Annotated in this window: 20 protein-coding genes and 1 riboswitch; of the genes, 3 read left to right on the top strand and 17 right to left on the bottom strand. The window is 42.8% G+C overall.

Features of this window, described 5'->3' with window-relative positions; all coding sequences use genetic code 11:
• Nucleotides 1-86 precede the first annotated feature (86 nt).
• Nucleotides 87-1,244 carry an A/G-specific adenine glycosylase gene (gene mutY / locus KE627_RS11600; RefSeq protein ID WP_056938611.1) on the top strand — a complete coding sequence of 386 codons (1,158 nt, stop codon included), beginning with the start codon at nucleotides 87-89 and terminating at the stop codon, nucleotides 1,242-1,244.
• Between the two features lie 32 nt (nucleotides 1,245-1,276).
• On the opposite strand, the gene xerS is transcribed toward mutY, so the two are convergent.
• The gene (xerS, locus tag KE627_RS11595) at nucleotides 1,277-2,374 is read right to left on the bottom strand and encodes a tyrosine recombinase XerS (protein WP_013727912.1); all 1,098 of its coding nucleotides are present in this window, start codon (nucleotides 2,372-2,374) and stop codon (nucleotides 1,277-1,279) included.
• A gap of 235 nt (nucleotides 2,375-2,609) precedes the next feature.
• On the opposite strand from xerS, the gene KE627_RS11590 reads away from it, so the two are divergent.
• Nucleotides 2,610-3,419, top strand: coding sequence for a LicD family protein (locus KE627_RS11590; protein ID WP_225424152.1), 810 nt, complete (start codon nucleotides 2,610-2,612; stop codon nucleotides 3,417-3,419).
• Nucleotides 3,420-3,615: 196 nt separating this feature from the next.
• Here KE627_RS11590 and KE627_RS11585 read toward each other — a convergent pair whose 3' ends face one another.
• The 9 genes from KE627_RS11585 to KE627_RS11545 all read right to left on the bottom strand — a co-directional run bounded on the left by KE627_RS11585 (nucleotide 3,616) and on the right by KE627_RS11545 (nucleotide 10,449).
• The gene (locus KE627_RS11585; RefSeq protein WP_013727910.1) at nucleotides 3,616-4,050 is read right to left on the bottom strand and encodes a GNAT family N-acetyltransferase; all 435 of its coding nucleotides are present in this window, start codon (nucleotides 4,048-4,050) and stop codon (nucleotides 3,616-3,618) included.
• A 120-nt stretch (nucleotides 4,051-4,170) separates the two neighbouring features.
• A complete protein-coding gene (locus KE627_RS11580; RefSeq protein WP_041805649.1) occupies nucleotides 4,171-4,623 on the bottom strand; it encodes an NUDIX domain-containing protein in 453 nt (150 codons plus the stop codon).
• Nucleotides 4,624-4,697: 74 nt separating this feature from the next.
• Entirely contained in the window at nucleotides 4,698-5,549 is an 852-nt protein-coding gene (gene folP, locus KE627_RS11575; RefSeq protein ID WP_013727907.1) for a dihydropteroate synthase, read from the bottom strand.
• Nucleotides 5,542-6,858, bottom strand: coding sequence for a bifunctional folylpolyglutamate synthase/dihydrofolate synthase (locus tag KE627_RS11570; protein WP_013727906.1), 1,317 nt, complete (start codon nucleotides 6,856-6,858; stop codon nucleotides 5,542-5,544). The genes folP and KE627_RS11570 overlap by 8 nt, the downstream gene beginning before the upstream one ends.
• Nucleotides 6,855-7,916 carry a GTP cyclohydrolase I FolE gene (gene folE / locus KE627_RS11565; RefSeq protein ID WP_013727905.1) on the bottom strand — a complete coding sequence of 354 codons (1,062 nt, stop codon included), beginning with the start codon at nucleotides 7,914-7,916 and terminating at the stop codon, nucleotides 6,855-6,857. Before folE ends, KE627_RS11570 begins: the two co-directional genes overlap by 4 nt.
• A 1-nt stretch (nucleotide 7,917) precedes the next feature.
• A complete protein-coding gene (gene folB / locus KE627_RS11560) occupies nucleotides 7,918-8,265 on the bottom strand; it encodes a dihydroneopterin aldolase (protein WP_041805645.1) in 348 nt (115 codons plus the stop codon).
• 75 nt (nucleotides 8,266-8,340) lie between these two features.
• Nucleotides 8,341-8,871, bottom strand: coding sequence for a folate family ECF transporter S component (locus tag KE627_RS11555; protein WP_013727903.1), 531 nt, complete (start codon nucleotides 8,869-8,871; stop codon nucleotides 8,341-8,343).
• A 52-nt stretch (nucleotides 8,872-8,923) separates the two neighbouring features.
• Nucleotides 8,924-9,038: riboswitch (THF riboswitch) on the bottom strand.
• A gap of 105 nt (nucleotides 9,039-9,143) precedes the next feature.
• The gene (locus KE627_RS11550) at nucleotides 9,144-10,016 is read right to left on the bottom strand and encodes a DegV family protein (protein ID WP_014939974.1); all 873 of its coding nucleotides are present in this window, start codon (nucleotides 10,014-10,016) and stop codon (nucleotides 9,144-9,146) included.
• Nucleotides 10,017-10,035: 19 nt separating this feature from the next.
• Nucleotides 10,036-10,449 carry a MarR family winged helix-turn-helix transcriptional regulator gene (locus KE627_RS11545; protein WP_013727900.1) on the bottom strand — a complete coding sequence of 138 codons (414 nt, stop codon included), beginning with the start codon at nucleotides 10,447-10,449 and terminating at the stop codon, nucleotides 10,036-10,038.
• A 132-nt stretch (nucleotides 10,450-10,581) separates the two neighbouring features.
• On the opposite strand from KE627_RS11545, the gene KE627_RS11540 reads away from it, so the two are divergent.
• Nucleotides 10,582-12,288 carry an NFACT RNA binding domain-containing protein gene (locus tag KE627_RS11540; RefSeq protein ID WP_056938610.1) on the top strand — a complete coding sequence of 569 codons (1,707 nt, stop codon included), beginning with the start codon at nucleotides 10,582-10,584 and terminating at the stop codon, nucleotides 12,286-12,288.
• A 183-nt stretch (nucleotides 12,289-12,471) separates the two neighbouring features.
• On the opposite strand, the gene KE627_RS11535 is transcribed toward KE627_RS11540, so the two are convergent.
• From KE627_RS11535 to KE627_RS11505, 7 genes are all read right to left on the bottom strand, one after another.
• Nucleotides 12,472-14,973 (bottom strand): carbamoyl phosphate synthase preATP-grasp domain-containing protein, encoded by a 2,502-nt coding sequence (locus KE627_RS11535; protein WP_013727898.1) that lies wholly within the window; start codon nucleotides 14,971-14,973, stop codon nucleotides 12,472-12,474.
• Nucleotides 14,957-16,048, bottom strand: a complete 1,092-nt coding sequence (locus tag KE627_RS11530) for a carbamoyl phosphate synthase small subunit (protein WP_013727897.1) — start codon at nucleotides 16,046-16,048, stop codon at nucleotides 14,957-14,959. The genes KE627_RS11535 and KE627_RS11530 overlap by 17 nt, the downstream gene beginning before the upstream one ends.
• Before the next feature lie 21 nt (nucleotides 16,049-16,069).
• Nucleotides 16,070-16,603: a bifunctional pyr operon transcriptional regulator/uracil phosphoribosyltransferase PyrR gene (gene pyrR / locus KE627_RS11525; protein WP_013727896.1), complete on the bottom strand. Its 534-nt coding sequence runs from the start codon at nucleotides 16,601-16,603 to the stop codon at nucleotides 16,070-16,072.
• A gap of 91 nt (nucleotides 16,604-16,694) precedes the next feature.
• Nucleotides 16,695-17,603 (bottom strand): RluA family pseudouridine synthase, encoded by a 909-nt coding sequence (locus KE627_RS11520; protein ID WP_013727895.1) that lies wholly within the window; start codon nucleotides 17,601-17,603, stop codon nucleotides 16,695-16,697.
• An 18-nt stretch (nucleotides 17,604-17,621) separates the two neighbouring features.
• Nucleotides 17,622-18,062 carry a signal peptidase II gene (lspA, locus tag KE627_RS11515; RefSeq protein ID WP_056938609.1) on the bottom strand — a complete coding sequence of 147 codons (441 nt, stop codon included), beginning with the start codon at nucleotides 18,060-18,062 and terminating at the stop codon, nucleotides 17,622-17,624.
• Between the two features lie 14 nt (nucleotides 18,063-18,076).
• Nucleotides 18,077-19,738: a formate--tetrahydrofolate ligase gene (locus KE627_RS11510; RefSeq protein ID WP_013727893.1), complete on the bottom strand. Its 1,662-nt coding sequence runs from the start codon at nucleotides 19,736-19,738 to the stop codon at nucleotides 18,077-18,079.
• A 49-nt stretch (nucleotides 19,739-19,787) separates the two neighbouring features.
• The gene (locus tag KE627_RS11505; RefSeq protein WP_013727892.1) at nucleotides 19,788-20,174 is read right to left on the bottom strand and encodes an EbsA family protein; all 387 of its coding nucleotides are present in this window, start codon (nucleotides 20,172-20,174) and stop codon (nucleotides 19,788-19,790) included.
• Between the last annotated feature and the right edge of the window lie 3 nt (nucleotides 20,175-20,177).

Genomic DNA, 20,177 nt, shown 5'->3' with positions numbered 1-20,177 from the left:
CATTCACATAAAGGGCTGTGACAAAACGCAAATTTTGCCAACAGCCCTTTATTATTTTGAATTAAACTGTAAGGAGAAATCGTCAGATGATCAAATGGTCAAATAAGACAATCAAAGCATTTCAGGAGACGCTACTAGCCTGGTATGACCAAAATAAGCGGGATTTGCCATGGCGGCAGGATCAGGATCCTTACCATGTGTGGGTGTCAGAAATTATGCTTCAGCAAACTCAGGTGGAAACAGTCATTCCGTATTATTTACGGTTTATGAACGAATTTCCAACGATTGAAGATCTGGCTGCAGCCCCGGAGGACAAGCTGATGAAAGCTTGGGAAGGACTGGGCTACTATTCTCGGGCCAGGAACCTTCAAAAGGCGGCTCAACAGATTGTTTTCGATTATCAGGGCCAATGGCCAACGACTGCAAAAGAGCTTCAGGAATTGAGCGGTATCGGGCCCTATACGGCCGGTGCCATTGCCAGTATTGCTTTTGGCCAACCAGTGGCGGCAGTGGATGGAAATGCCTTTCGCGTTTTTGCCAGGCTGTTAGAAATCGACGATGATGTTGCTAAACCACACACTCGTCAGGTATTTGAAAAAATAATCAACCCAATCGTTTCAAAGGATCGACCAGGCGACTTTAATCAAGCAATTATGGATTTGGGTGCCAGCTACATGACAGCCACCAATTATGATACCAGCCAATCACCGGTCAAGGATTTCAACCAGTCATATCTGGATGGGATTGAAGACCATTACCCAGTGAAGACCAAAAAGAAGCGGCCGGTTCGCCACGATTACTTTGGAGTGGTCATCCATTCCAAGGCGGGGTACTTATTTGAAAAACGCCCGAGTCATGGCATTCTGGCCAATTTTTGGATGTTTCCGTTATTTGACCGCAAAAATTTAACTGATGACCAACTGGCGACAGAATCAACGTTAATTGACATAATCGAAACCCGACTAAAGACCGATTACCAACTAAGTGTCGCGTTGCATCCAGTATCTACGCCAACGGTTGTTCACACCTTTACCCATCAGCAATGGAAAATTAAGTTACTGGAAGGCCAAATAGCGGAAGATATTGATTTAAGCTATTTTCCGGGTAAATGGATCCACTCCAGTGAATTTGATCAGATGACATTTTCGAAAGTTCAATCAAAAATGTGGTCTGCCTATCAGAAAGCTGTAAAATCAACTCAATCAGTTGAGGGGTCAGCTGTGGATCAAAAAACAAATCGCTGAGGAATTTTGTGGCAATCTACCCACGAATTTTTTTAGTGACGCTGTTTGTCACGATGAAGTTTATCAAGGGCTTGGCGTTGCTTGGTGTCAATGATGTGCGTGTATAAGCCAGTCGCATTGGTTGAACTCTGGCCAAGCTGAGTGGCCACCAAGTGCTCATTGTTGGTTTCCAAATAGAGCTTCGAAGCCAATGTATGCCGTAACTTGTGGGGTGTAATCCGCACGTGGTTGAAAACTTGGGAGTATTTCGCCACCAATAGTTCAACAGTCGCGGTGGAAATTCTTCTGGGTTGGCTTGCCCCTTTCGTCAAAAAGAGGGCAGGGGTAGTCTTGGTGGCCAAATACCGTTGCTTACGGACGTTTAAATAGGTTGCCAGATAGGGAAGCACCCAGCTGGCAATGGGCACGGAATCGTACTTGCCGCCTTTTCGCCGGACGACAATTGCCGCTTTGCTCAAATTTAAATCAGAGACATTTGCATTGGTCAGCTCGGACACCCGAATGCCAGTGCCAAGCATCAGCGCATTGATTGCCACGTCACGTTCACGATCGCGTTGATATAATGACAGCGTTCGTTTATTGGTCAGTGTCTTGGGATAGTCATTCTGGATGAATTCAATGTATTTCACATCCGCGTCACCCAACATGAGTTGATCCTTAATGTTGTTGGCACGGGTTTGATAGGTTTCGCTGTCGGGAACCAAGGCAATTTTCTTCATCACATTCCGGTAAAAATAAGGCTCACCATCGGCAGTTTCATTTTCCTCCGATAAGTATCGGAATAAGGCTGAGAGCGCGTTCAGGGAACGATTGACTGTCCGATGAGAAATTGGTGCTTGCGGATGGGAAGCCGTTTGCTTGCCACGGTTCAGCAGGTAAGACTTATACAGTTCCATATCCTGTTTTTTGAAGTGTTCCAGCGCGGAGAGTGGAATTTCTTTGACAGTTTTCACGTCAGTAATCCCAACGTCGATCATCCAAGTGAAGAAGCGGTAAAACTCATTTAGATACTGATATAGCGTGGCGGGGGATAATGGAACCGTTGATTTGTCAAGATAATATTCATTAATATAAGTTGGCAGGGTTTGAACCAGCTGTTGATTGTGTTGAATATATTGAGATGATTTCATTTTTAAGCTCCTTAATTCAGTTAATCATATCCCAGCAAATCGCAGTAAATTTGGTGGGGCTGTTTATTTTTTGGCGTATAACTTAATAAAATCTGTATTTTATTAAGTTAAGTATATCATAAATAAGCATATTAATTGACCCAATGTTGGAATCGATTAATATTAATAAGTGAACAATCCAATTTGAAAGAGGTTTAGATATGAGATCGGATTTCTGATTAAGGAGGTTCTAAATATGGTTGATTTAAAATTAATTCATCAAGTTCAACTGGGTATTCTGGCAAATGTGGCAGCAATCAATTCTAAATACCATCTGGAATATTTTCTAACTGGTGGTTCAGCAATTGGTGCCGTGCGTCATCACGGCTTTATTCCATGGGACGACGATATTGATATTGGTTTGCCGCGCACTGATTTTGAAAGGTTTCTACAAGTTGCACCGGCAGAGTTGTCACATCGAGGATACTTCGTTGAAGAGAATCGCCTTGATCCACAATACGAATACGATTTCGCTAAAGTGATGGCTGATGGCACGCGGATCTTGGAACATGGCCGTGAGTTGACAAAAGCCAAGAATGGCATCTTTATTGATGTATTTCCGTTCGATCGAATGCCAAATAAACGTCCGCAACAGGAAAAACAGCAAGCAAAATTGGCAATGCTGTTAGAAGAGATTCGAAAGCGATTTTATCCTGACCTGTATCAGCAAAGTATCACACAATCTAAGTATGCGGATTATAATTTGAGTGAGCTATACGATATTCGACTCAGCACAATGACCCAATATAACGGTCACTCGGAATTATCGTTGATTAACATGTCATCACCGTATCAGTACGGAAAAGAATTAATCAAGCCGACAGAGATCCATCATTTAATCCCAATGGCCTTTGAAAATTTACGGGTGCCAGTCCTAGCAGATTATGATGCATACTTAACACGCTTGTACGGTGACTATATGAAACTGCCACCGTTAAATAAACGCATTCAGCGTCACGTTTTAAAAGTACGAGTGGATAATTTACCAAACGAACACTCAAGTTGAATCCGGAAATCCTCTGGAGGAAGCCGTTGGTTAATTGTTCACGAAATTAAAGTAAAGAACCAGTTACCATTGCCGAGAGTGTTGGCTTTGGTAGCTGGTTCTTTTTACCTTTTCTCTACTTCGTATAATATATATTATGTAAAGTAGAATCCGTATCAAGAAAAATGAGTCTGCACCCCGCTTCTCTGATACGTATCTAAATAATTTTATTAAAACGAATCACGTCACTTCGTTTAACAAATTTTAGATGCTGCCAAAATGATTGGCCTGCAAGATTATCTTTCATGACATTGACAAAGATTTTATGAATACCGACAGCTTGGAGCTGTTCAATCACTTTATTGACCAGTTGAGTTCCCAAACCTTGATTCTGATAACCCGGAGCAACTGCCAAATGATAAATCGTCCCGCGCCGACCATCAGTTGCACCCAGAATGCTGCCGATGATCTGTTTGTCAGTCTTGGTCTCCGCTACAAAACAGAAATTGGGATTGAATCGCAATAATCGACTGATTTCTTCAAAACTATCGTCAAATTCCCGCAGATTCATGCCGGGAACTTGTTGCCACAATGCATAAGCATTTGGATAATCTTCTGCCTGCATTTTTCTGGTGATAATTTGATTGTCCATTGTGTTGAACCTTCTTTTTAAATAATTGTATATACCAATAACCGGTTTTACAGAAACTTTTCCTTGATTTGAATCGGCTAATTGTATATGGCAATAATCATGATCTCTTATTTTTGCCAATCATATTAGTGTAAAATATGGTTGAAACTCCACCGGGGCCTCCTGCCTGGTCAACTGAAATATTGGCAGCTCAGCATGATATTTGGTATGTGGTTCAATCGAGGAGAACCAGTAGCGGAAGTCCAGATGTTGATGAGCACCCTCGCCTTTTTGCGGATTAGCCGGAATATCAATGATGTTGACGTCGATTAACGAATTGGGACTAGTTTTTAAAACCAAACCGGTCTCTTCGGTAAATTCTCTGATGGCACAATCAATCGGCATTTCGTTTGGCTCAACGTGACCGGCAGGCAATAGAATTGTATGCAGGTATGGGTGCCGGATAAAGATCCCCTTACCTCCTTCAAAGACCATCGCACTTGCAGACAGATGAAATGGCGATTTCCGGTCGCGAAGTCCTTGGGAGTTTGCCCTCAGCAACTCGATAGCCGTCTGCACTTTTTGGGTATTTATCCAGGGATATGGCTGACTTTTTAGCGTTACGATTTGGGCGATTAATTGTTCAACTAAGATGGTTGATCACTTCCTTAATCACTTAATATGTCCTTGAAGATCTGATAGGTTTTAATCAGTTCTTGGGTTTCTTTGACGTTATGGACACGGATAATTCGCCCACCCAGTTGGGTCATGTATGCTTCAAACAGTAATGTTGGGATCAGTCGCTCATCTGAGCCTGCATCAAACAGTCGTTTGGCAAAACTTTTCTGAGAAATTGCGATCATGATCGGTGCTGCAAACTGGCGCATTTGTTTTGTGTAACGCATTTTAATCAAATCAAATTCAAGCGTATTGCTATCAGAGAAGCCAACCCCGGGATCAATAACAATGTTCTCTCTTTGAAGACCAGCTTGTTCTAAACGATTAATCGAGTCAGTGAAAAATGAATGCATCGTGTCTTCAAGTGTCGTTGGTTGTTCGTCAAAATTGCGACCATTAAACATCGTGACGACTGAGGGTTGATATTGTTGAACCAAATCCAGTTTGGCTTGAGAATTAAAGCCATCAATATCATTAATGATCTGAATTCCAGATTGCAACGCCCGTTCAATCACTGAGTTGGTATTCGAATCGATTGCCAATACAATATTTGGAAACCGTTTTTGAATCGCTTTAAGATAAGGTTCTACCCGCTGCCACTCTTCATCTGGACTAATGTCATCAAAATGGGGTTTGGACGATTTGCCACCCAGTTCAAAGATTTTGGCACCATAGCCCATTTCAGTTTCGATGCGGTCCAAAACTTGATCAATACTGGTATTGACCCCACCATCGTAAAATGAATCCGGGGTTAAATTGAGAATGGAATAGATAATTGGCGTTTTAGTCAGATTGAAATCAAAATTTTTCCCTTTGAAATGGACTTCATTAGAATTAGTCATTTGAATTGCTCCTTGTCTTTATTAAATAATCTCGAATTGGGTTGATGAGATAAAATGAACCCACCACCAAAATGAGCTGATCGGGGTGATTGGCTGATTCCTTGAGGCTTGCCTTAAGGGCAGCTATCGGGTCGGAAAAAATCGGGTAAATCTTGCCAGTAATGTTTTGGAAGACCGTTTGAAGACGACGTTCGTCCAGCTTGCGCTCAGGATTAGCAGGTTGCGTTAATTTGAAAGTTGCATTGGGAATCTCTGCCAGCAATCGCACATTATCGACATAATCTTTATCCTTCAGAAACCCGGTAATAATCATTTTGGATTGGCTGGAAAATGAATGTTTCACGGATTCAGCGAAAGCTGTGATCGCATCAACATTATGAGCACCATCGATGATGATCGTCGGTTGAGCGTGAATGGTTTCAAACCGTCCGGGGACATCCAGCTTCCCCAGCGCTTGGGTTAATAATTGACTGGCGTCCAGTGATAAGTGCTGCTTTTTTTGAAAATCATCCAACCACAACAACACGGTTCGGACATTTTCCAACTGGTAATCGCCCGGCAGTCCAAATTGAAAATGACCAGATTGATGACCGACTTGATAAACGAAATGAGTTGCTTTAGTTGACTGCCGATCAATTTGAACTGTGTTGGCATCAAGGAAGTTGGCGGCTTTGTGACTCGCTTCACCTTTCAAGACTGCCAGGACTTCCGGCCGTTGGTTGGGGGCCACAATGGTTGTGTTTCCTGGTCGAATAATTTTTGACTTTGTCGTCGCAATTTCTTCAATGGTATTTCCCAGAATGCCAATATGATCCATGCCAATTTTAGTAAAGATTGAATACATGGTTGTTTTCACTGCATTGGTTGCGTCGAGCTCCCCACCCAGACCGCATTCCAAAACCACATAGTCAACTTGTTGATCAGAAAAGTACTGCATGGCCGCAACAAACATAGCCTCAAATTCAGAGAGTTCCTGCTGTCCATCACCAAATGAAGTCATCAGCTGCTTGAGGCGATTGAGATACTTATCAAATTGATCAGTTTGGATTGCCTGGCGATTAATCTGAATACTATTGGTAACATCACCGATAAACGGGCTGGTAAATAAACCAACTCGTTTTCCCATCTGCTGGAGTATTGCGGCAATCATCGTTGCCGTTGACCCCTTGCCGTTGGTACCGCAGATATGGATGATTGGATAGTCAGCATCCGGGTTGCCCAATTGGCGCAGAACTTGCTTTAACAAACCAATGCGATCACCTTGATTATATAAAAATTCGGCAAAGTGACTGGTTAAATCATCGTTCATATTTGTCCCACCTGGATTGAATTCAAAAACTCACTTCTCAGCTCATCGTTTTGCTGGAAGACACCGGTAAATTTAGTGGTTCGGGTCACGGTGCCGGTTTTTTTGACGCCCCGCATTTCGATACACATATGGCGGGCATCAACAATTACCGCCACGCCTTTGGGATGGAGAATTTTTTCCATTTGGCTGAGAACATCATCCGTAATTTTTTCCTGCAGACTTAACTTGTGTGATACAAAATCAACCAGTCGCAGGATTTTACTTAGACCGATAATTTTCCCGTTATCAGGAACATAGGCGACACTGACTTTGCCCCAGAATGGCATCATGTGATGCTCACACATCGAATAAAATGGAATCCCTTTCACCATAACCGTCTTTGAGTCATCTGACTCCGGTGAATCAAACAGTTTATAGTCTTGAAAATCTTCCAGTCCGATAGAATCAAAGATGTTGGCATACATTCTGGCAACCCGATCCGGGGTTTCAATAAGTCCCTTTCTAGTCGGGTCGTCACCAATTGCAGCCAATATGTTAGTAACGTTATTGGTGATTTCGGTGTAGAAGTTATTAGCCGGACTGATTTTTTTGATTGATTGATCATCTTGTTGGAGAGACTTAATGGCCGTGGCAATCTTATCAGCGTCTGGAAATTGTCCATCAATCAATTCTTGAATCGGAATCAACACAAATAATCGATTAAACGCTTCGGGATGTGGAATCGACAGCCCTGGTTGATCAATTTGTTCATTGCCAAAGAAGATAATATCAATATCCACGGTCCTTGGACCCCAGTGAACCTGGCGAGTTCGATGGAGACCACTTTCGATTTCATGAATCACCTTTAAGAGTGCCAGGGGTTCATAGGTCGTCCCAATCTTGACAGCTGTGTTGACAAATGCCCGTTGCTTGACCCCACCAACCGGGGACGTTTCGTACAGACTGGCCTGCTTTTCAATCATAATCCGTGGGTCACTACCCAATGCCTCGATGGCCTGTTGCAAAAATGCCTCGCGGTTCCCAATATTACTGCCTAAACTTAAATATACATCTTCCATACTAATGCTCCATTTCTATTTCGACGTCGTCCAAAACACCATCAATCGGCGTTCCTTGTTTGCGGATCCGGACATTGACAGTCATAATCCGCGAATCAATATTTTTAATAGCGGCAATCACTGTCTGGGCCAAGGTCTCAACTAAGTCGACCTGATTATTGTCGATCACCTTGGCGATGGTTGGATAGAAATCCGCGTATGACACCGTCGACTTCAAATCATCATCAGTCGGATCGGCATCGACTTTCACTTTTAAATCAATTTGAATATTTTGACCAACGACTTTTTCCTCGGGCAAAACGCCAATATGACTGTGAAACCGCATGTTGTGTAATGAGATGTAATACATCATGATTCACTCCTTTGTATACGACAAAAAGCGGCCCGCCGACCAATATGTTGGTACGGTGCGTCGCTTCTCATTTTATTTAAACAACCGACTCTGAATATTACTCATTGTCTGGGAATTCAGCATATAGTAAAGAATTGCCATTTGAATCGGTGTCATGACCAATTCTTTTAACGCTCTAACCGGTAAAAATGCCCAAAACGGTGTCTTATATAAAATTGTCAACCAATAGGTATTCAAAATTGCGTTGACGACAACCGCAATGATTAATTGGGCAATGATCACGCGTTTCCATGTGATCTCTTTGCCATAGAAAAAATAGCCATAAATGGCAGCGCCTAAAATTGCAGAGATAGTAAACCCAGGGAAATAAACACTTCCAGACATCAAAGTGCCGATGATATCCGTTAATGCAGCGATTGTGGATGACCACAGTGGCCCATACAGCATACTGGCAATCGCAGTGACAACGAAGCCGAAGCTTAACCGCCAGGACTGAACACCGACAGTAAATCGACCGAGAATTAACAATAACGACATGAAAATTCCCAAGACAACAATATCCACAACCCGCAGCTTACGAAAACCCAATGACAATGACTTCATGATGCAGCATCTCCTTATAAAGGAGCTCACCATTATTTAGAGAACTAAATAACATAGCGAATGCGGAAACAACACCGCAAATGGTCGACAAGTCGAAGTCGATCATTTTTCGTTCGAAGTTCACATTCCGTTCCTCCGACACTTAACGCATTGAATCCTACCCCATATTTATTTTATGTAACTATTAAAGTTTATCACATGCACTAAAAAATGCAATCGCTTAGTTCGTGTTTTACTGAACAATAAGCGATTGCAAGTTAAAATAGTTCATTTTAAATGTTATCCTGATCAAAGTCTCGAAGCCACGCAAGAGCTAATGCTTTGTCGCCTAAATGGGTACCAATGGTGGGACCAAAATAACTTTGTTCGATTGTCATATCAGGATAAAGTTCGTGAATTTTATTTGCCCATTCATTTCCGGCTTTAGGATCATTGCCGTTAATGACCAATGCCCGCAGAGGATAATCAGCTTTTTGTTTGGCAGCAGCAAAGAGTTCCTCCACTCGTTTGAGGGCTTTTTTACGCGACCGGATCTTTTCAAAGGCGACAATTTCATTACTTTTATCATCAAATGTCAATAACGGTTTAATTTTAAGAATTCCGCCAATGAATGCCGAGGCGTTTGAAAGGCGGCCTCCGCGAACCAGGTTTTGCAGATCATCAACGACAAACAGTTCGTCAATTGTCTGCCGAAGCCCATCAAGATATGTAAGGATCTGGTCGGGCGTGCGCCCAAGTCGTGCCATTTTGCTGGCTTGGATGGCCATATAGCCCATTAACTTAACGGTGATTTTGGAATCATATGGGATGACTTTGATCCCTTCGATCGTTGGTGCAATTTGAGTCAGAGAACTATAGAAGCCAGAAATCGTGCTGGCAAGATGAATACTAATCACGGTGTCATAGCCTTGTTTAGCCAAAGAATTGTAGAGATCAATCATCTCACCGATTGGCGGCTGAGATGTACTGGGAAAGGCCTGAGAATTCTTTAACTTATCGTAGAATTCTGCCGTCGTCAAATCGACACCTTCCTTGTACTCACGGCCATCGATAATAACAGGGATTGGCACTTCGATAATGTTGTATTTCGCTTGTTCTTCCTTGGTTAAATACGCCGTGCTATCAGTCACGATCGCAATTTTCATTAAATTCACCTGCTCGTAATTAAATTCTATCCAAACTCTTTTCAAGACGATTGATCAATATCTTTAAAAGATTTTTCTCTTCATCAGTCCAATGATTAAATACCCGGTCAGTCAGCTTTTGAATTTCGGCGGCAACATATTGACTGGCCTGAGTTCCCTTGTCAGTCACCTTATAAATCAATTGTCGCTTGTCCCGACCAACCGCGGTCTTTTCGATCATATCTTTTTCTAATAGTCGCTTCAACTGCCGCGACAAGGTTGAAATATCCAATTTGGTACTTTCGGACAATAATTCCTGGGTGGTATTGCCGGCAATGACTTGATTTAACAACTTCCATTCAGAAATTGTCAGGTTCATTGCCTTAGTAATATTGAATATTTGAGATCGATGATTTTTGGCAGCAGAATTAAGTGCCACAAGAATATCTTTCATGATGAAAAGACCTCCGAAAAATTAGTATACGCTATTTGATAATGACATACAAATAACATGTGCCTTCCTTAGCATCAGTCAAGAAAGTGCGCTATACTAGTACATGCTACTTATACGAAAGTGAGTGATAAGATGTCATTTGATGGTTCTTTTACCCATTCTATGAAAAATGAATTAACCGATCTGCTGCAAACGGGTCGGATCAGCAAAATTAATCAACCCTATCCGAATGAACTCATATTAACAATCCGAGCTCACGGAAAGAATCAACAGCTGCTGCTGTCTGCCAACCCGACGTATGCCCGGGTACAGATTACCAAAGTTCCATATGTCAACCCCAGTGTGCCGACAAACTTTACAATGATTGTCCGTAAGCATCTCAGCGGTGGAATTCTCAGTGATATTTCCCAACAGGAAAATGATCGCGTGTTGACGTTCACCTTCACGGCGCGCAATGAACTGGGTGACCAGACAAAATTAGATCTGATTGTCGAAATTATGGCCCGTCATAGTAACATCATCCTGGTTGAGCAAGCCACGGGAAAAATTATTGACGCTATTAAACACGTTGGTTCTGACGTTAACCGATATCGCTTGTTGCTGCCTGGAGCAACTTATATCAAACCGCCGAAGCAGGACTTGGAAAACCCATTTACGATGACTGACTTTGACCGGGTCCGCCAATTGATCAAAGATTTTCCAAACGTGGACGTTTTAGCTGAAAATCTGCGGAAAACAATGCAAGGATTGGGCAACGACACATCTTTGGCATTAGCAACTAGTTTGCATAAGGACGAGAAAGTTGAGACTAATTTCAAGGATTTCTTCCAAAAATTCGACTCACCAGAGCCAACCTTTAGCCATGTTGCAGGTAACAAGATTAATTTTACCGCATTTCCCTATCCGGGTACAACTAAAAATCAAACTTTCTCAACATTGAGCGAATTGCTGGATGCTTTTTACGCCAGCAAAGCCCAAAGAGACCGGGTCAGAGAACAAGGCGCGGTGCTGATTCAAGTCGTTAAAAAACAGCTTAAAAAGAATCGCACGAAACTTAAGAAACTCCAGCGGGATATGAAAGAAACTGAAAATGCGGATGATTATCGGGTCAAGGGAGAGATTTTAACAACTTATCTCAACAAAGTTCAACGTGGAATGACCAGCATTGAACTGCCCAACTACTATGATGAAAATAAATTGATTACCATTCAGCTTTCCAATCAACAATCCCCTTCCCAAAACGCCCAACGATATTTCAAGAAATACCAAAAATTGAAGAACGCTGTTAAATTTGTTGGCGAACAAATTCAACTGACCAAGCAGGAGGTTGATTACTTCGAAAATATTCAATCCCAAATTGAACTGGCTGATCCCCAAGACCTGATCGACATCAAGTACGAATTGGAACAAGGTCATTATCTCCGTGATCATGAGCAGAACAAAAAGAAGAAAAATAAGCGACAAAAGATTAACAAACCAGAAAAGTTTGTCGCAAGTGATGGGACAGAAATTTTAGTCGGTAAGAATAATCTGCAGAATGAAAAATTAACTATGCATACCGCCGACAAACGTGATACCTGGCTGCATACCAAAAATATTCCTGGATCACACGTCATTATCCGCAGCTTTGACCCGTCTGAGAAAACCCTGGCGGAAGCTGCCAATCTAGCTGCCTATTTCTCGAAAGCGCGCGGATCCGCCAAAGTACAAGTCGATTACACAAAAGTCAAAAATATTCGCAAACCCAATGGTACTAAACCGGGGTATGTGATTTATGACAATCAAACGACATTGTTCGTCACCCCGGATGAAAATCTAATTGATCAGATGCGAAAATAAGCGGGTGAGTAATCTGCTTTCAATTTCTGGCATACAAAAAATGCGCGCCATAGATATACATCAGTTGCATTTAGGAGCGTCTTTCTCACATTGTCAGTCACACTATTTAGCTTGATAATATGTAGAATACACAAAGGGTCGGGGCAAAATATCAACTTTTGCCCCGACCTTTTTGTTGTAATCTTATTCAAAATTCTTAAATGATAGTGATGAACCGACTTCTTGCTTAGTGGTTCCCTCAGTGCGACTGGATTGGAGTTCTCTGAAGGGGAAATGAGCAGTCATAATCGATGCACGTTTGTGCTCCGTTGGCTTCAAGTCTTCCCGCAAGGCTTCCATATCCAATGTGTGCAGGTATTTACGGACCAAAACGTTAATCCAATTAATCCCGGTCGTTTTGGTGAGAAAGGCGGTCTCAGTAATTCGTACAGGCCGAATGCCGGTCATCTCATATTTAGAATCACCAGTTGTATTATACAAGACTTGAACCAGCCCCTGCCATTCTTTTGGATCTACCTTGTTAGTGGCATCGGCAATCAATTTTGCTTCGTCAGACTTCCAGTTATCCATCGGTTCTTTATAGTCGTTAATAAACCGCAGGTCAGTCCGTTGATCTTTCCCCACAAAAGAAATGGTCGTAACTGGTAAAATTTCATCGCCTTCGATGAACAGATCGACAGCTGTTGTCGCATACTTTTGATTGTATGTGGCAACTTTTTGATCCGGCGGCAAAACGATGATATTAAGATTTTGAAATTGTTTTAACTGTTTAGACAAGTAGTGTCGGTTCCCTGGGAGAATGACGACATCTGGTTTCTCCAAATTAATAATGTTGAGAATATTTCCGAGTTGGATCGGCTCAATGTATTGTTTGTCACTTAACTGTGGCGTTAGTGAGACGGCATTCGGATTTGTGTTCATGATAATTGTTTTATAGCCTGACTTGTGAAGCGCCCTGAGAATCTGTGAGGTGTAATAATCCGCTGCCGAATTGGGGCCGAGTTGGTTCCCACCCCGACCAATCACCAAAGCACTCTTTTCTTCAAATGGCCGGCTTTCATTTTCCAATTCATAACTGCTGTAAAAAATATTGGTTGATTCCAGCATCTCACCGGCGCTCGGCTCAACTGCCTTGTAAGTGACGTGATTCTGGTAGTTTTCGTTCAACTGCTGAATCTTTGAAATGTTGACTTGCCATAATTCAGCCAGCATGCCGTCACCAAAACCGTATTTGTGTCCAATTTCAATGGATTGCGGTGACATTGGGTTATTGACAACAAAATCCTGAGCTCTCAATAATTGATTCAACTTGTAGAAATAGAAACGATCAATTTGAGTCAGTTCAGATAGCTCATCAATTGAAAAGCCTCGCCGCAATGCCTCCATCAAAATTAATATTCGACTGGCCAATGGATGAATGAGTTGATTAATGACCTCGTCATCATTAACCGTCGACACGCTGGGCAAAATATCCCGTGGTGAAAACTGGGAACTATGCATGGATTTAATAATCGCTTCTTCCACTGTCCGGCCAATTCCAATGGTAGATCCAACCGATTTCATTAAAGTGTTCAAATGCTGGTCAACGTCCGTAATGTCTCTAAACGGCCATAATGGAATCTTAACGACCACATGATCCATGGTTGGCTCCATGAACGGCAGAAACTTGTTATATTTACTCGGTAACTTGATTTCAGTCAGATTGTACCCCATTTCAAGAAAGCTTGAGACGTACGTTAAGGGGTACCCAGTTGCTTTAGCAGCCAAGATGGTGTTTCTGGTAAAGAACGGACTCACCTTGGTCACAAAATAATTGGCATCGGTTCTAGACTGGGCGAATTGAACGTGACAAGTTCCCGTCACATTCAGAGCATCCATAATGCGAAAAGTTGCCGATCTGAGCGCTTGATATTCTTCATTAATCAAAGTCTGCGTTGGTGCAAAAATGATTGAATCCCCAGAATGAATCCCAATTGGATCCATATCTTCCATTCCCGAAACCAGCAGCTTATTGCCGCTTTCATCGCGGATACCGACCATTTCAATTTCCTTGTAACCCACAATACTCTGTTCAATCGAGCAGCGCTTAATGTAGGTTCGCTTGAAACTCACATCCAAAGCATCTTCTAATTCGTCAGTATTATTACAAATAAACCGACTGGTATCATGACTTGATGACATCGGTTTGACAATCACTGGGAAACCAACCTCACGGACAAAGTCCATGGCTTCGTCGTCATCGGCCACAATTTTCGAGGCAATGACTCTTTCATTAATTTCGGTTAAAGTATCACGAAGTTTCTGATTGTCCATAACCTTCCGCAAATCAGCCGGTTTGATGCCCAAGAGTGAAATGTTGTTAGAGGCCAAAATGCCACTTTCAGCCAGCTGCCAAGCAATTTGCATGCCGTTAAGTCCGCCAGTGGTTGCCATAATGGCGTCCGGATTTTCTTTATCAATAATGTTGACGATATTTTGAAAATTGGCCTCTTGAACATACACGTTAGCTGGTTGAATTTCTTCAGTAGTAACGGAAAATGGATTGTTATCCACATAAATTATTTTCGCACCGGTTTTTTTGAGCGCCATCAAGCGTTCAAAAGCGGCTGCATCAAGTTCATTTTCATGGCCAATGTTGGTTGGGCCACCGCCAAGCAGGAGGACCTTGTTAATATCTATCGTCATTGCTGTCCCTTCTTCTTGCCATGATTTCCATAAAGTCGTCGAACAAGCCAACACTGTCTTTGGGCCCTGGTGCCCCATCTGGAGAAAATTGAACCGAAAATGCGGGGTAATCTCTGTGCCGTAAGCCCTGAACAGTGCCATTCACCAAATCGATATGGGTGATAAACAGTTTGGCATGGTCAATTGATTTTGGATCAACTGCATACCCCTGTTCTTGACCTGAGAAAAAGATCTCATTGGTGATAATTTCCCGAATGGGATGATTACTGCCGTGATGCTCAACGGTTAGTTGGGAAACTTTAGCACCATTGGCAAGCGCAAACAGTTCATGGCCTAAGCCCATCGCAAACAATGGCGCCTGCGACTGAACCTCTGTAATCATGTCTAATACAGACTTTGGTAAATTCTCCGGCGAACCTGGACCAGTCGATAAAACAATGCCATCCGGATCCAAATCCAAAATTTGGGCGGCGGAAAAGTTCCAAGGGACCACCGTCACGTTACAGTCACGATGGGATAACTCCCTTAAAATGCCGCTTTTTAAGCCAAAATCGACTACGACCACGTTGGCGCCTTCATCAGGGTTGGGAAACGGCTTGGGAGTTGCCACTTGAGCAACTTGTTGATTTGTCAAAACCGTCGCGTGCAGCTGATCAAAAGCATGATCATCCGCGACGTCGACAATGCTTGCTTTCATATTGCCGCGCTTCTGTAGATGATGTCTGATTTCTCGGGTGTCGACGTCATAAATTCCGGGGATTTTGTGTTGTTTTAAATATTTATCCAAAGAAATCCGCTTAAAGTGGTCAGTTGCCAGATTTTCGTACTCCCTGACAATGACACCTTTTGCGGACGGCAAAATGGACTCGTACGCATTCTGGTCGAGTCCGGTATTCCCTATAGATGATTGGGTAAAAACGATAATCTGATTATGGTAAATCTGATTTGAGATAATCTCTTGATAACCGTTCATTGTTGAATTGGCAACAATTTCACCCGTCGTTGTTGCCAGTGATCCGAATGCCTTTCCAGCATACGCGGATCCATCTTCTAAAATTAAATATCTTTCCGTCATGCTGACTCCTCGCAATGAGAATTATTTGATGAGTTCAACAGCATCCTTGTCATCAATTTCTGAAACATAAACCTTAATCTTTTCCTTTTGAGAACTTGGGATATTCTTGCCGACAAAATCGGCCCGAATTGGTAATTCGCGGTGTCCACGGTCAACCAAAACTGCCAGATTGATACTCTTGGGACGACCCAAGTCCATGACCGCGGAAAGGGCAGCCCGAACAGTTCGGCCCGTGTATAAAACATCATCTACCAAAATAACCCGTTTACCTTCGATAGAAAAGTTAATCTTGTTATTGGACATTTTGACATCACTGCTCATGGCATCGTGTTCGATATCATCACGGTAGTTGGTAATATCCAATTCACCGACAGGAATCGAAACATTTTCCAATTGTTGGAGCCGATCGGCAATTCGGTTTGCCAAAAAGATTCCTCGGGTCTTGATACCAATTAAGACTAAATCTTCAACACCCTTGTTTTTTTCAACGATTTCATACGTAATTCTCGTTAAGGCCCGCTGCATAGCCATTTTATCTAGTATTATCTTTCCCATTAGTAAAAGCTCCTTAATTGAGTAACGTTTGTACCTGATGATTGCATAAAAATGCTATACCACTTCAGAATATGAAAACAGCGCCGGATTGTCAAGATCCAAGAGCGTTGTTTAATCGTAAATTATTAAGTGTTTGTTCAAATATTGGTGGCAGGGGCGCCGAAAAGATCATCAATTGATGCGTCCGGGGGTGTTCAAATCCCAACTCCTGGGCGTGCAGAAACTGTCCATTGCCACGAATGGTTTTTCTTGGCCCATATAAAGGATCCCCAACGATCGGATGCCCGATGTATTTCATATGAACTCGAATCTGGTGGGTTCTACCGGTTTCCAGTCGGCAGGCAACCAAAGTGTAGTCAGCAAATCGCTCCAACACCTCAAAATGCGTCACGGCACTTCTGCCGTCCGAAACAACTGCCTGCTTTTTTCGATCCTTTGGTGACCGGCCAATGGGCGCGTTGACGACTCCTGAATCTTCCTTAATGCGTCCATGGACGAGAGCAACATATTTTCGCAGATTTTTTTGGGCTTGCAACTGCTGTGACAAAAACTGATGTGCTTTGTCATTTTTGGCAACCATCAACAATCCTGAAGTATCCTTATCGATTCGGTGAACAATGCCCGGCCGAAACTCGCCATTAATCGTTGACAGCGGGCTATGGTACAACAGAGCGTTTACTAACGTATGGTCCGGATGACCCGGGGAAGGATGAACCACCATCCCCTGTGGTTTATTGACGACAATCACATCATCATCTTCATAAACAATATCAAGTGGCATGTTCTCCGGTTCAAGACTGATCGGAGTCGGTTGCACCGAATCGACCTGAATTTTATCCCCCGACTTAACTTGATACTTTGGTTTGACTGGCTCACCATTGATTTTGAGATGTTGATCGTCAATTAAATTTTTTGCCCGTGACCGGCTGATTGAAGAATCAAGTTCCGAGATGACTTTATCCAAACGTCCAGTCTGGTTGGTAATAATATACTCTTTCAAAATAATTGTTCCCCTTAATCAACTTTCACGGATGATTGCAATGGCCAAAATCAAAATTCCAAACGTCAAGTACATGTCAGCACAGTTAAAAATCGGAAAATTGATAAAGTCGAGTTGAAATATGTCGACCACGTGATTGTTCATGATGCGATCAATGACGTTCCCCAGCGTACCGGCTAGCAACAGCCCCAGACCAATTCGATACGGCATATTTGACCAGTACCTCACAATAAAGTAAGTCACTAAGATTGCCGCTAAAATCGCGATGATCACGAAAATAAATTGGTGGCCGGATAAAATGCTCCAAGCAGCCCCGGTATTGTTAATTCTGGTAATCGACAAAACACCGTTGATCACAGAAAATGAATCACCTAATGCCAAACTGGCAACCACCAAGTGTTTAACAATCTGATCAATCGCAATTAAGGCAATGATTCCGATAACATAAAGTACTGGCAAAATAAACGCTCCCTTTAGAACAGCCCGGTAATCCGACCCTGTTCATCAATATCCATGTCGAGTGCTGCAGGATGAGTCGGCAGCCCTGGCATGGTTAAAATTTTTCCGGTTAAGGCGACGATGAAGCCGGCCCCCAGTTTTAGTTGCAGATCTGAAACATGGATTTTGAAATTCTCAGGTGCCCCAAGCTGCTTGGCGTCATCAGTAAATGAATACTGGGTTTTCGCCATGCAGACAGGTAATTGATCGTAACCCAACTTTTTAATTCGCTTTAAAGCAGTTTTGGCTTTATTTGAAAATTCAATCCCATCACCCCCATAAATTTGGGTGACGATTTTGGCCATTTTGTCCTCTATTGAATCATCATCGCTATATAATTCGTGGAATTCGGCTGGCCGTTCACAAGCTTCAATGACATCCTTGGCAAGGTCGACTGCCCCTTTACCACCTTCAGCCCAGCTGTTGATGATCGTCCCAGTAACCTTCAAATCATTGGTGACATAGTTTTGTAAATAAGTTAATTCGTCTTCGGTATCAGTGGCAAACTTATTAATTGCGACAACCACCGGTTTGCCGTACTGCTGCATCCCTTCAACGTGACGTTTCAAATTGACAACGCCTTTTTTAAGGGCCTCAAGATTTTCTGTGTTCAATTCATGCTTATCAGCACCGCCATTCAGCTTCAACGCACGAACTGTGGCAACGACTACGACGCAATCAGGACTCTGCTTCAGCCGTGGGGTGACAATATCCATGAATTTTTCAGCACCCAAATCGGACCCGAAACCAGCCTCAGTGATCGCATAATCACCAAAATGCAAAGCCGCTTGGGTCGCCAAGATACTGTTACAGCCATGGGCAATATTGGCAAACGGACCGCCGTGGATAAATGCTGGTGTATGTTCGATGGTTTGGACCAGGTTGGGTTTAATCGCATCTTTAAGCAATAAAGTGAGTGCTCCTTGAACGTGCAAATCAGCCACGGTCACTGGTTGCCGGTCGTAAGTATAGCCAATCAACATCCGACTGATCCGTTGCTTCAGGTCAGGCAGACTGGTTGCCAGGCACAAAATGGCCATCAACTCACTGGCAACAGTAATATCAAAACCATCTTGACGCGGCACACCGGAGGTTCTCCCACCAAGACCGATGACGACCTGGCGCAATTCCCGATCGTTGACGTCCATCACCCGTTTCCAAGTAATTTGGCGCGGATCAATGTTTAATTGATTGCCGTGCTGAATATGGTTGTCGATTAAGGCGGCTAATGTGTTATTAGCCTCAGTCAAAGCATCAAAGTCCCCGGTGAAATGCAGATTGATATCATCCATTGGGACAACTTGAGCGTAGCCGCCGCCGGTTGCGCCGCCTTTCATACCCATGACCGGTCCCAGAGATGGTTCCCGCAATGCCAGAACCACCTTTTTATGTAATTCGTTGAAAGCATCTCCCAATCCAACTGTTACGGTGGTTTTACCCTCGCCGGCAGCAGTTGGATTGATCGAAGTAACTAAAATAAGCTTGCCATTTGCCTTTTCAGTGGTTGGGTCAAAATTGATTTTTGCTTTATACTGACCATATTGTTCAATTTGGTCTTCAGCAATCCCAATTTTTTCAGCTATCTTGGTAATTGGTTCCATAACAGTTTCTTGAGAAATTTCAACATCGCTCTTCATAATGATTATGACCCTCCTAAATAACTATCGACTGACAACGGAGCAGCAATTATTTGTTGGAAATCAATTCTTTGATCTCAATAACGGAGTTGGCGGGTAAAATGAAGCTGTAGATCTTGGTGTTGGCGACAAAGGCCAGTTGGTATTTCGAGGTCTGAACGTGTGAAATCTGGTCCAGATCAACGGTTAACCAGTGAGGATTCGTGATGCGACTGACGACAAATTTGTGATCGTAGACGTGAATACTGCGAAAATGAATTTCCGCCCAGACAATCACGGCAAACAACACAAAGAAAAATAACGTAATCCACTGAAAATGAGTAATTTCCAGCCAGATAATCACGCCAATGAAAAAGACGACAAAAGTCCAACTCCAACAAATAATACTGCTCAATGGGCTTGGTTGATAAAAGAAGTGACGCTTTTGGCTTATCATAAA

It is taken from the genome of Lentilactobacillus buchneri (assembly GCF_018314255.1).
Classification (GTDB): domain Bacteria; phylum Bacillota; class Bacilli; order Lactobacillales; family Lactobacillaceae; genus Lentilactobacillus; species Lentilactobacillus buchneri.
Note: the sequence above shows the minus strand (reverse complement) of the source record. Positions and strands in the feature narration are given on the sequence as shown.

Coding starts and splice junctions, on each gene's coding strand:
- mutY (WP_056938611.1), top strand. CDS start 87: ATGATCAAATGGTCAAATAAGACAATCAAAGCATTTCAGGAGACGCTA.
- xerS (WP_013727912.1), bottom strand. CDS start 2,374: ATGAAATCATCTCAATATATTCAACACAATCAACAGCTGGTTCAAACC.
- KE627_RS11590 (WP_225424152.1), top strand. CDS start 2,610: ATGGTTGATTTAAAATTAATTCATCAAGTTCAACTGGGTATTCTGGCA.
- KE627_RS11585 (WP_013727910.1), bottom strand. CDS start 4,050: ATGGACAATCAAATTATCACCAGAAAAATGCAGGCAGAAGATTATCCA.
- folP (WP_013727907.1), bottom strand. CDS start 5,549: ATGACTAATTCTAATGAAGTCCATTTCAAAGGGAAAAATTTTGATTTC.
- KE627_RS11570 (WP_013727906.1), bottom strand. CDS start 6,858: ATGAACGATGATTTAACCAGTCACTTTGCCGAATTTTTATATAATCAA.
- folE (WP_013727905.1), bottom strand. CDS start 7,916: ATGGAAGATGTATATTTAAGTTTAGGCAGTAATATTGGGAACCGCGAG.
- folB (WP_041805645.1), bottom strand. CDS start 8,265: ATGTATTACATCTCATTACACAACATGCGGTTTCACAGTCATATTGGC.
- KE627_RS11555 (WP_013727903.1), bottom strand. CDS start 8,871: ATGAAGTCATTGTCATTGGGTTTTCGTAAGCTGCGGGTTGTGGATATT.
- KE627_RS11550 (WP_014939974.1), bottom strand. CDS start 10,016: ATGAAAATTGCGATCGTGACTGATAGCACGGCGTATTTAACCAAGGAA.
- KE627_RS11545 (WP_013727900.1), bottom strand. CDS start 10,449: ATGAAAGATATTCTTGTGGCACTTAATTCTGCTGCCAAAAATCATCGA.
- KE627_RS11540 (WP_056938610.1), top strand. CDS start 10,582: ATGTCATTTGATGGTTCTTTTACCCATTCTATGAAAAATGAATTAACC.
- KE627_RS11535 (WP_013727898.1), bottom strand. CDS start 14,973: ATGACGATAGATATTAACAAGGTCCTCCTGCTTGGCGGTGGCCCAACC.
- KE627_RS11530 (WP_013727897.1), bottom strand. CDS start 16,048: ATGACGGAAAGATATTTAATTTTAGAAGATGGATCCGCGTATGCTGGA.
- pyrR (WP_013727896.1), bottom strand. CDS start 16,603: ATGGGAAAGATAATACTAGATAAAATGGCTATGCAGCGGGCCTTAACG.
- KE627_RS11510 (WP_013727893.1), bottom strand. CDS start 19,738: ATGAAGAGCGATGTTGAAATTTCTCAAGAAACTGTTATGGAACCAATT.
- KE627_RS11505 (WP_013727892.1), bottom strand. CDS start 20,174: ATGATAAGCCAAAAGCGTCACTTCTTTTATCAACCAAGCCCATTGAGC.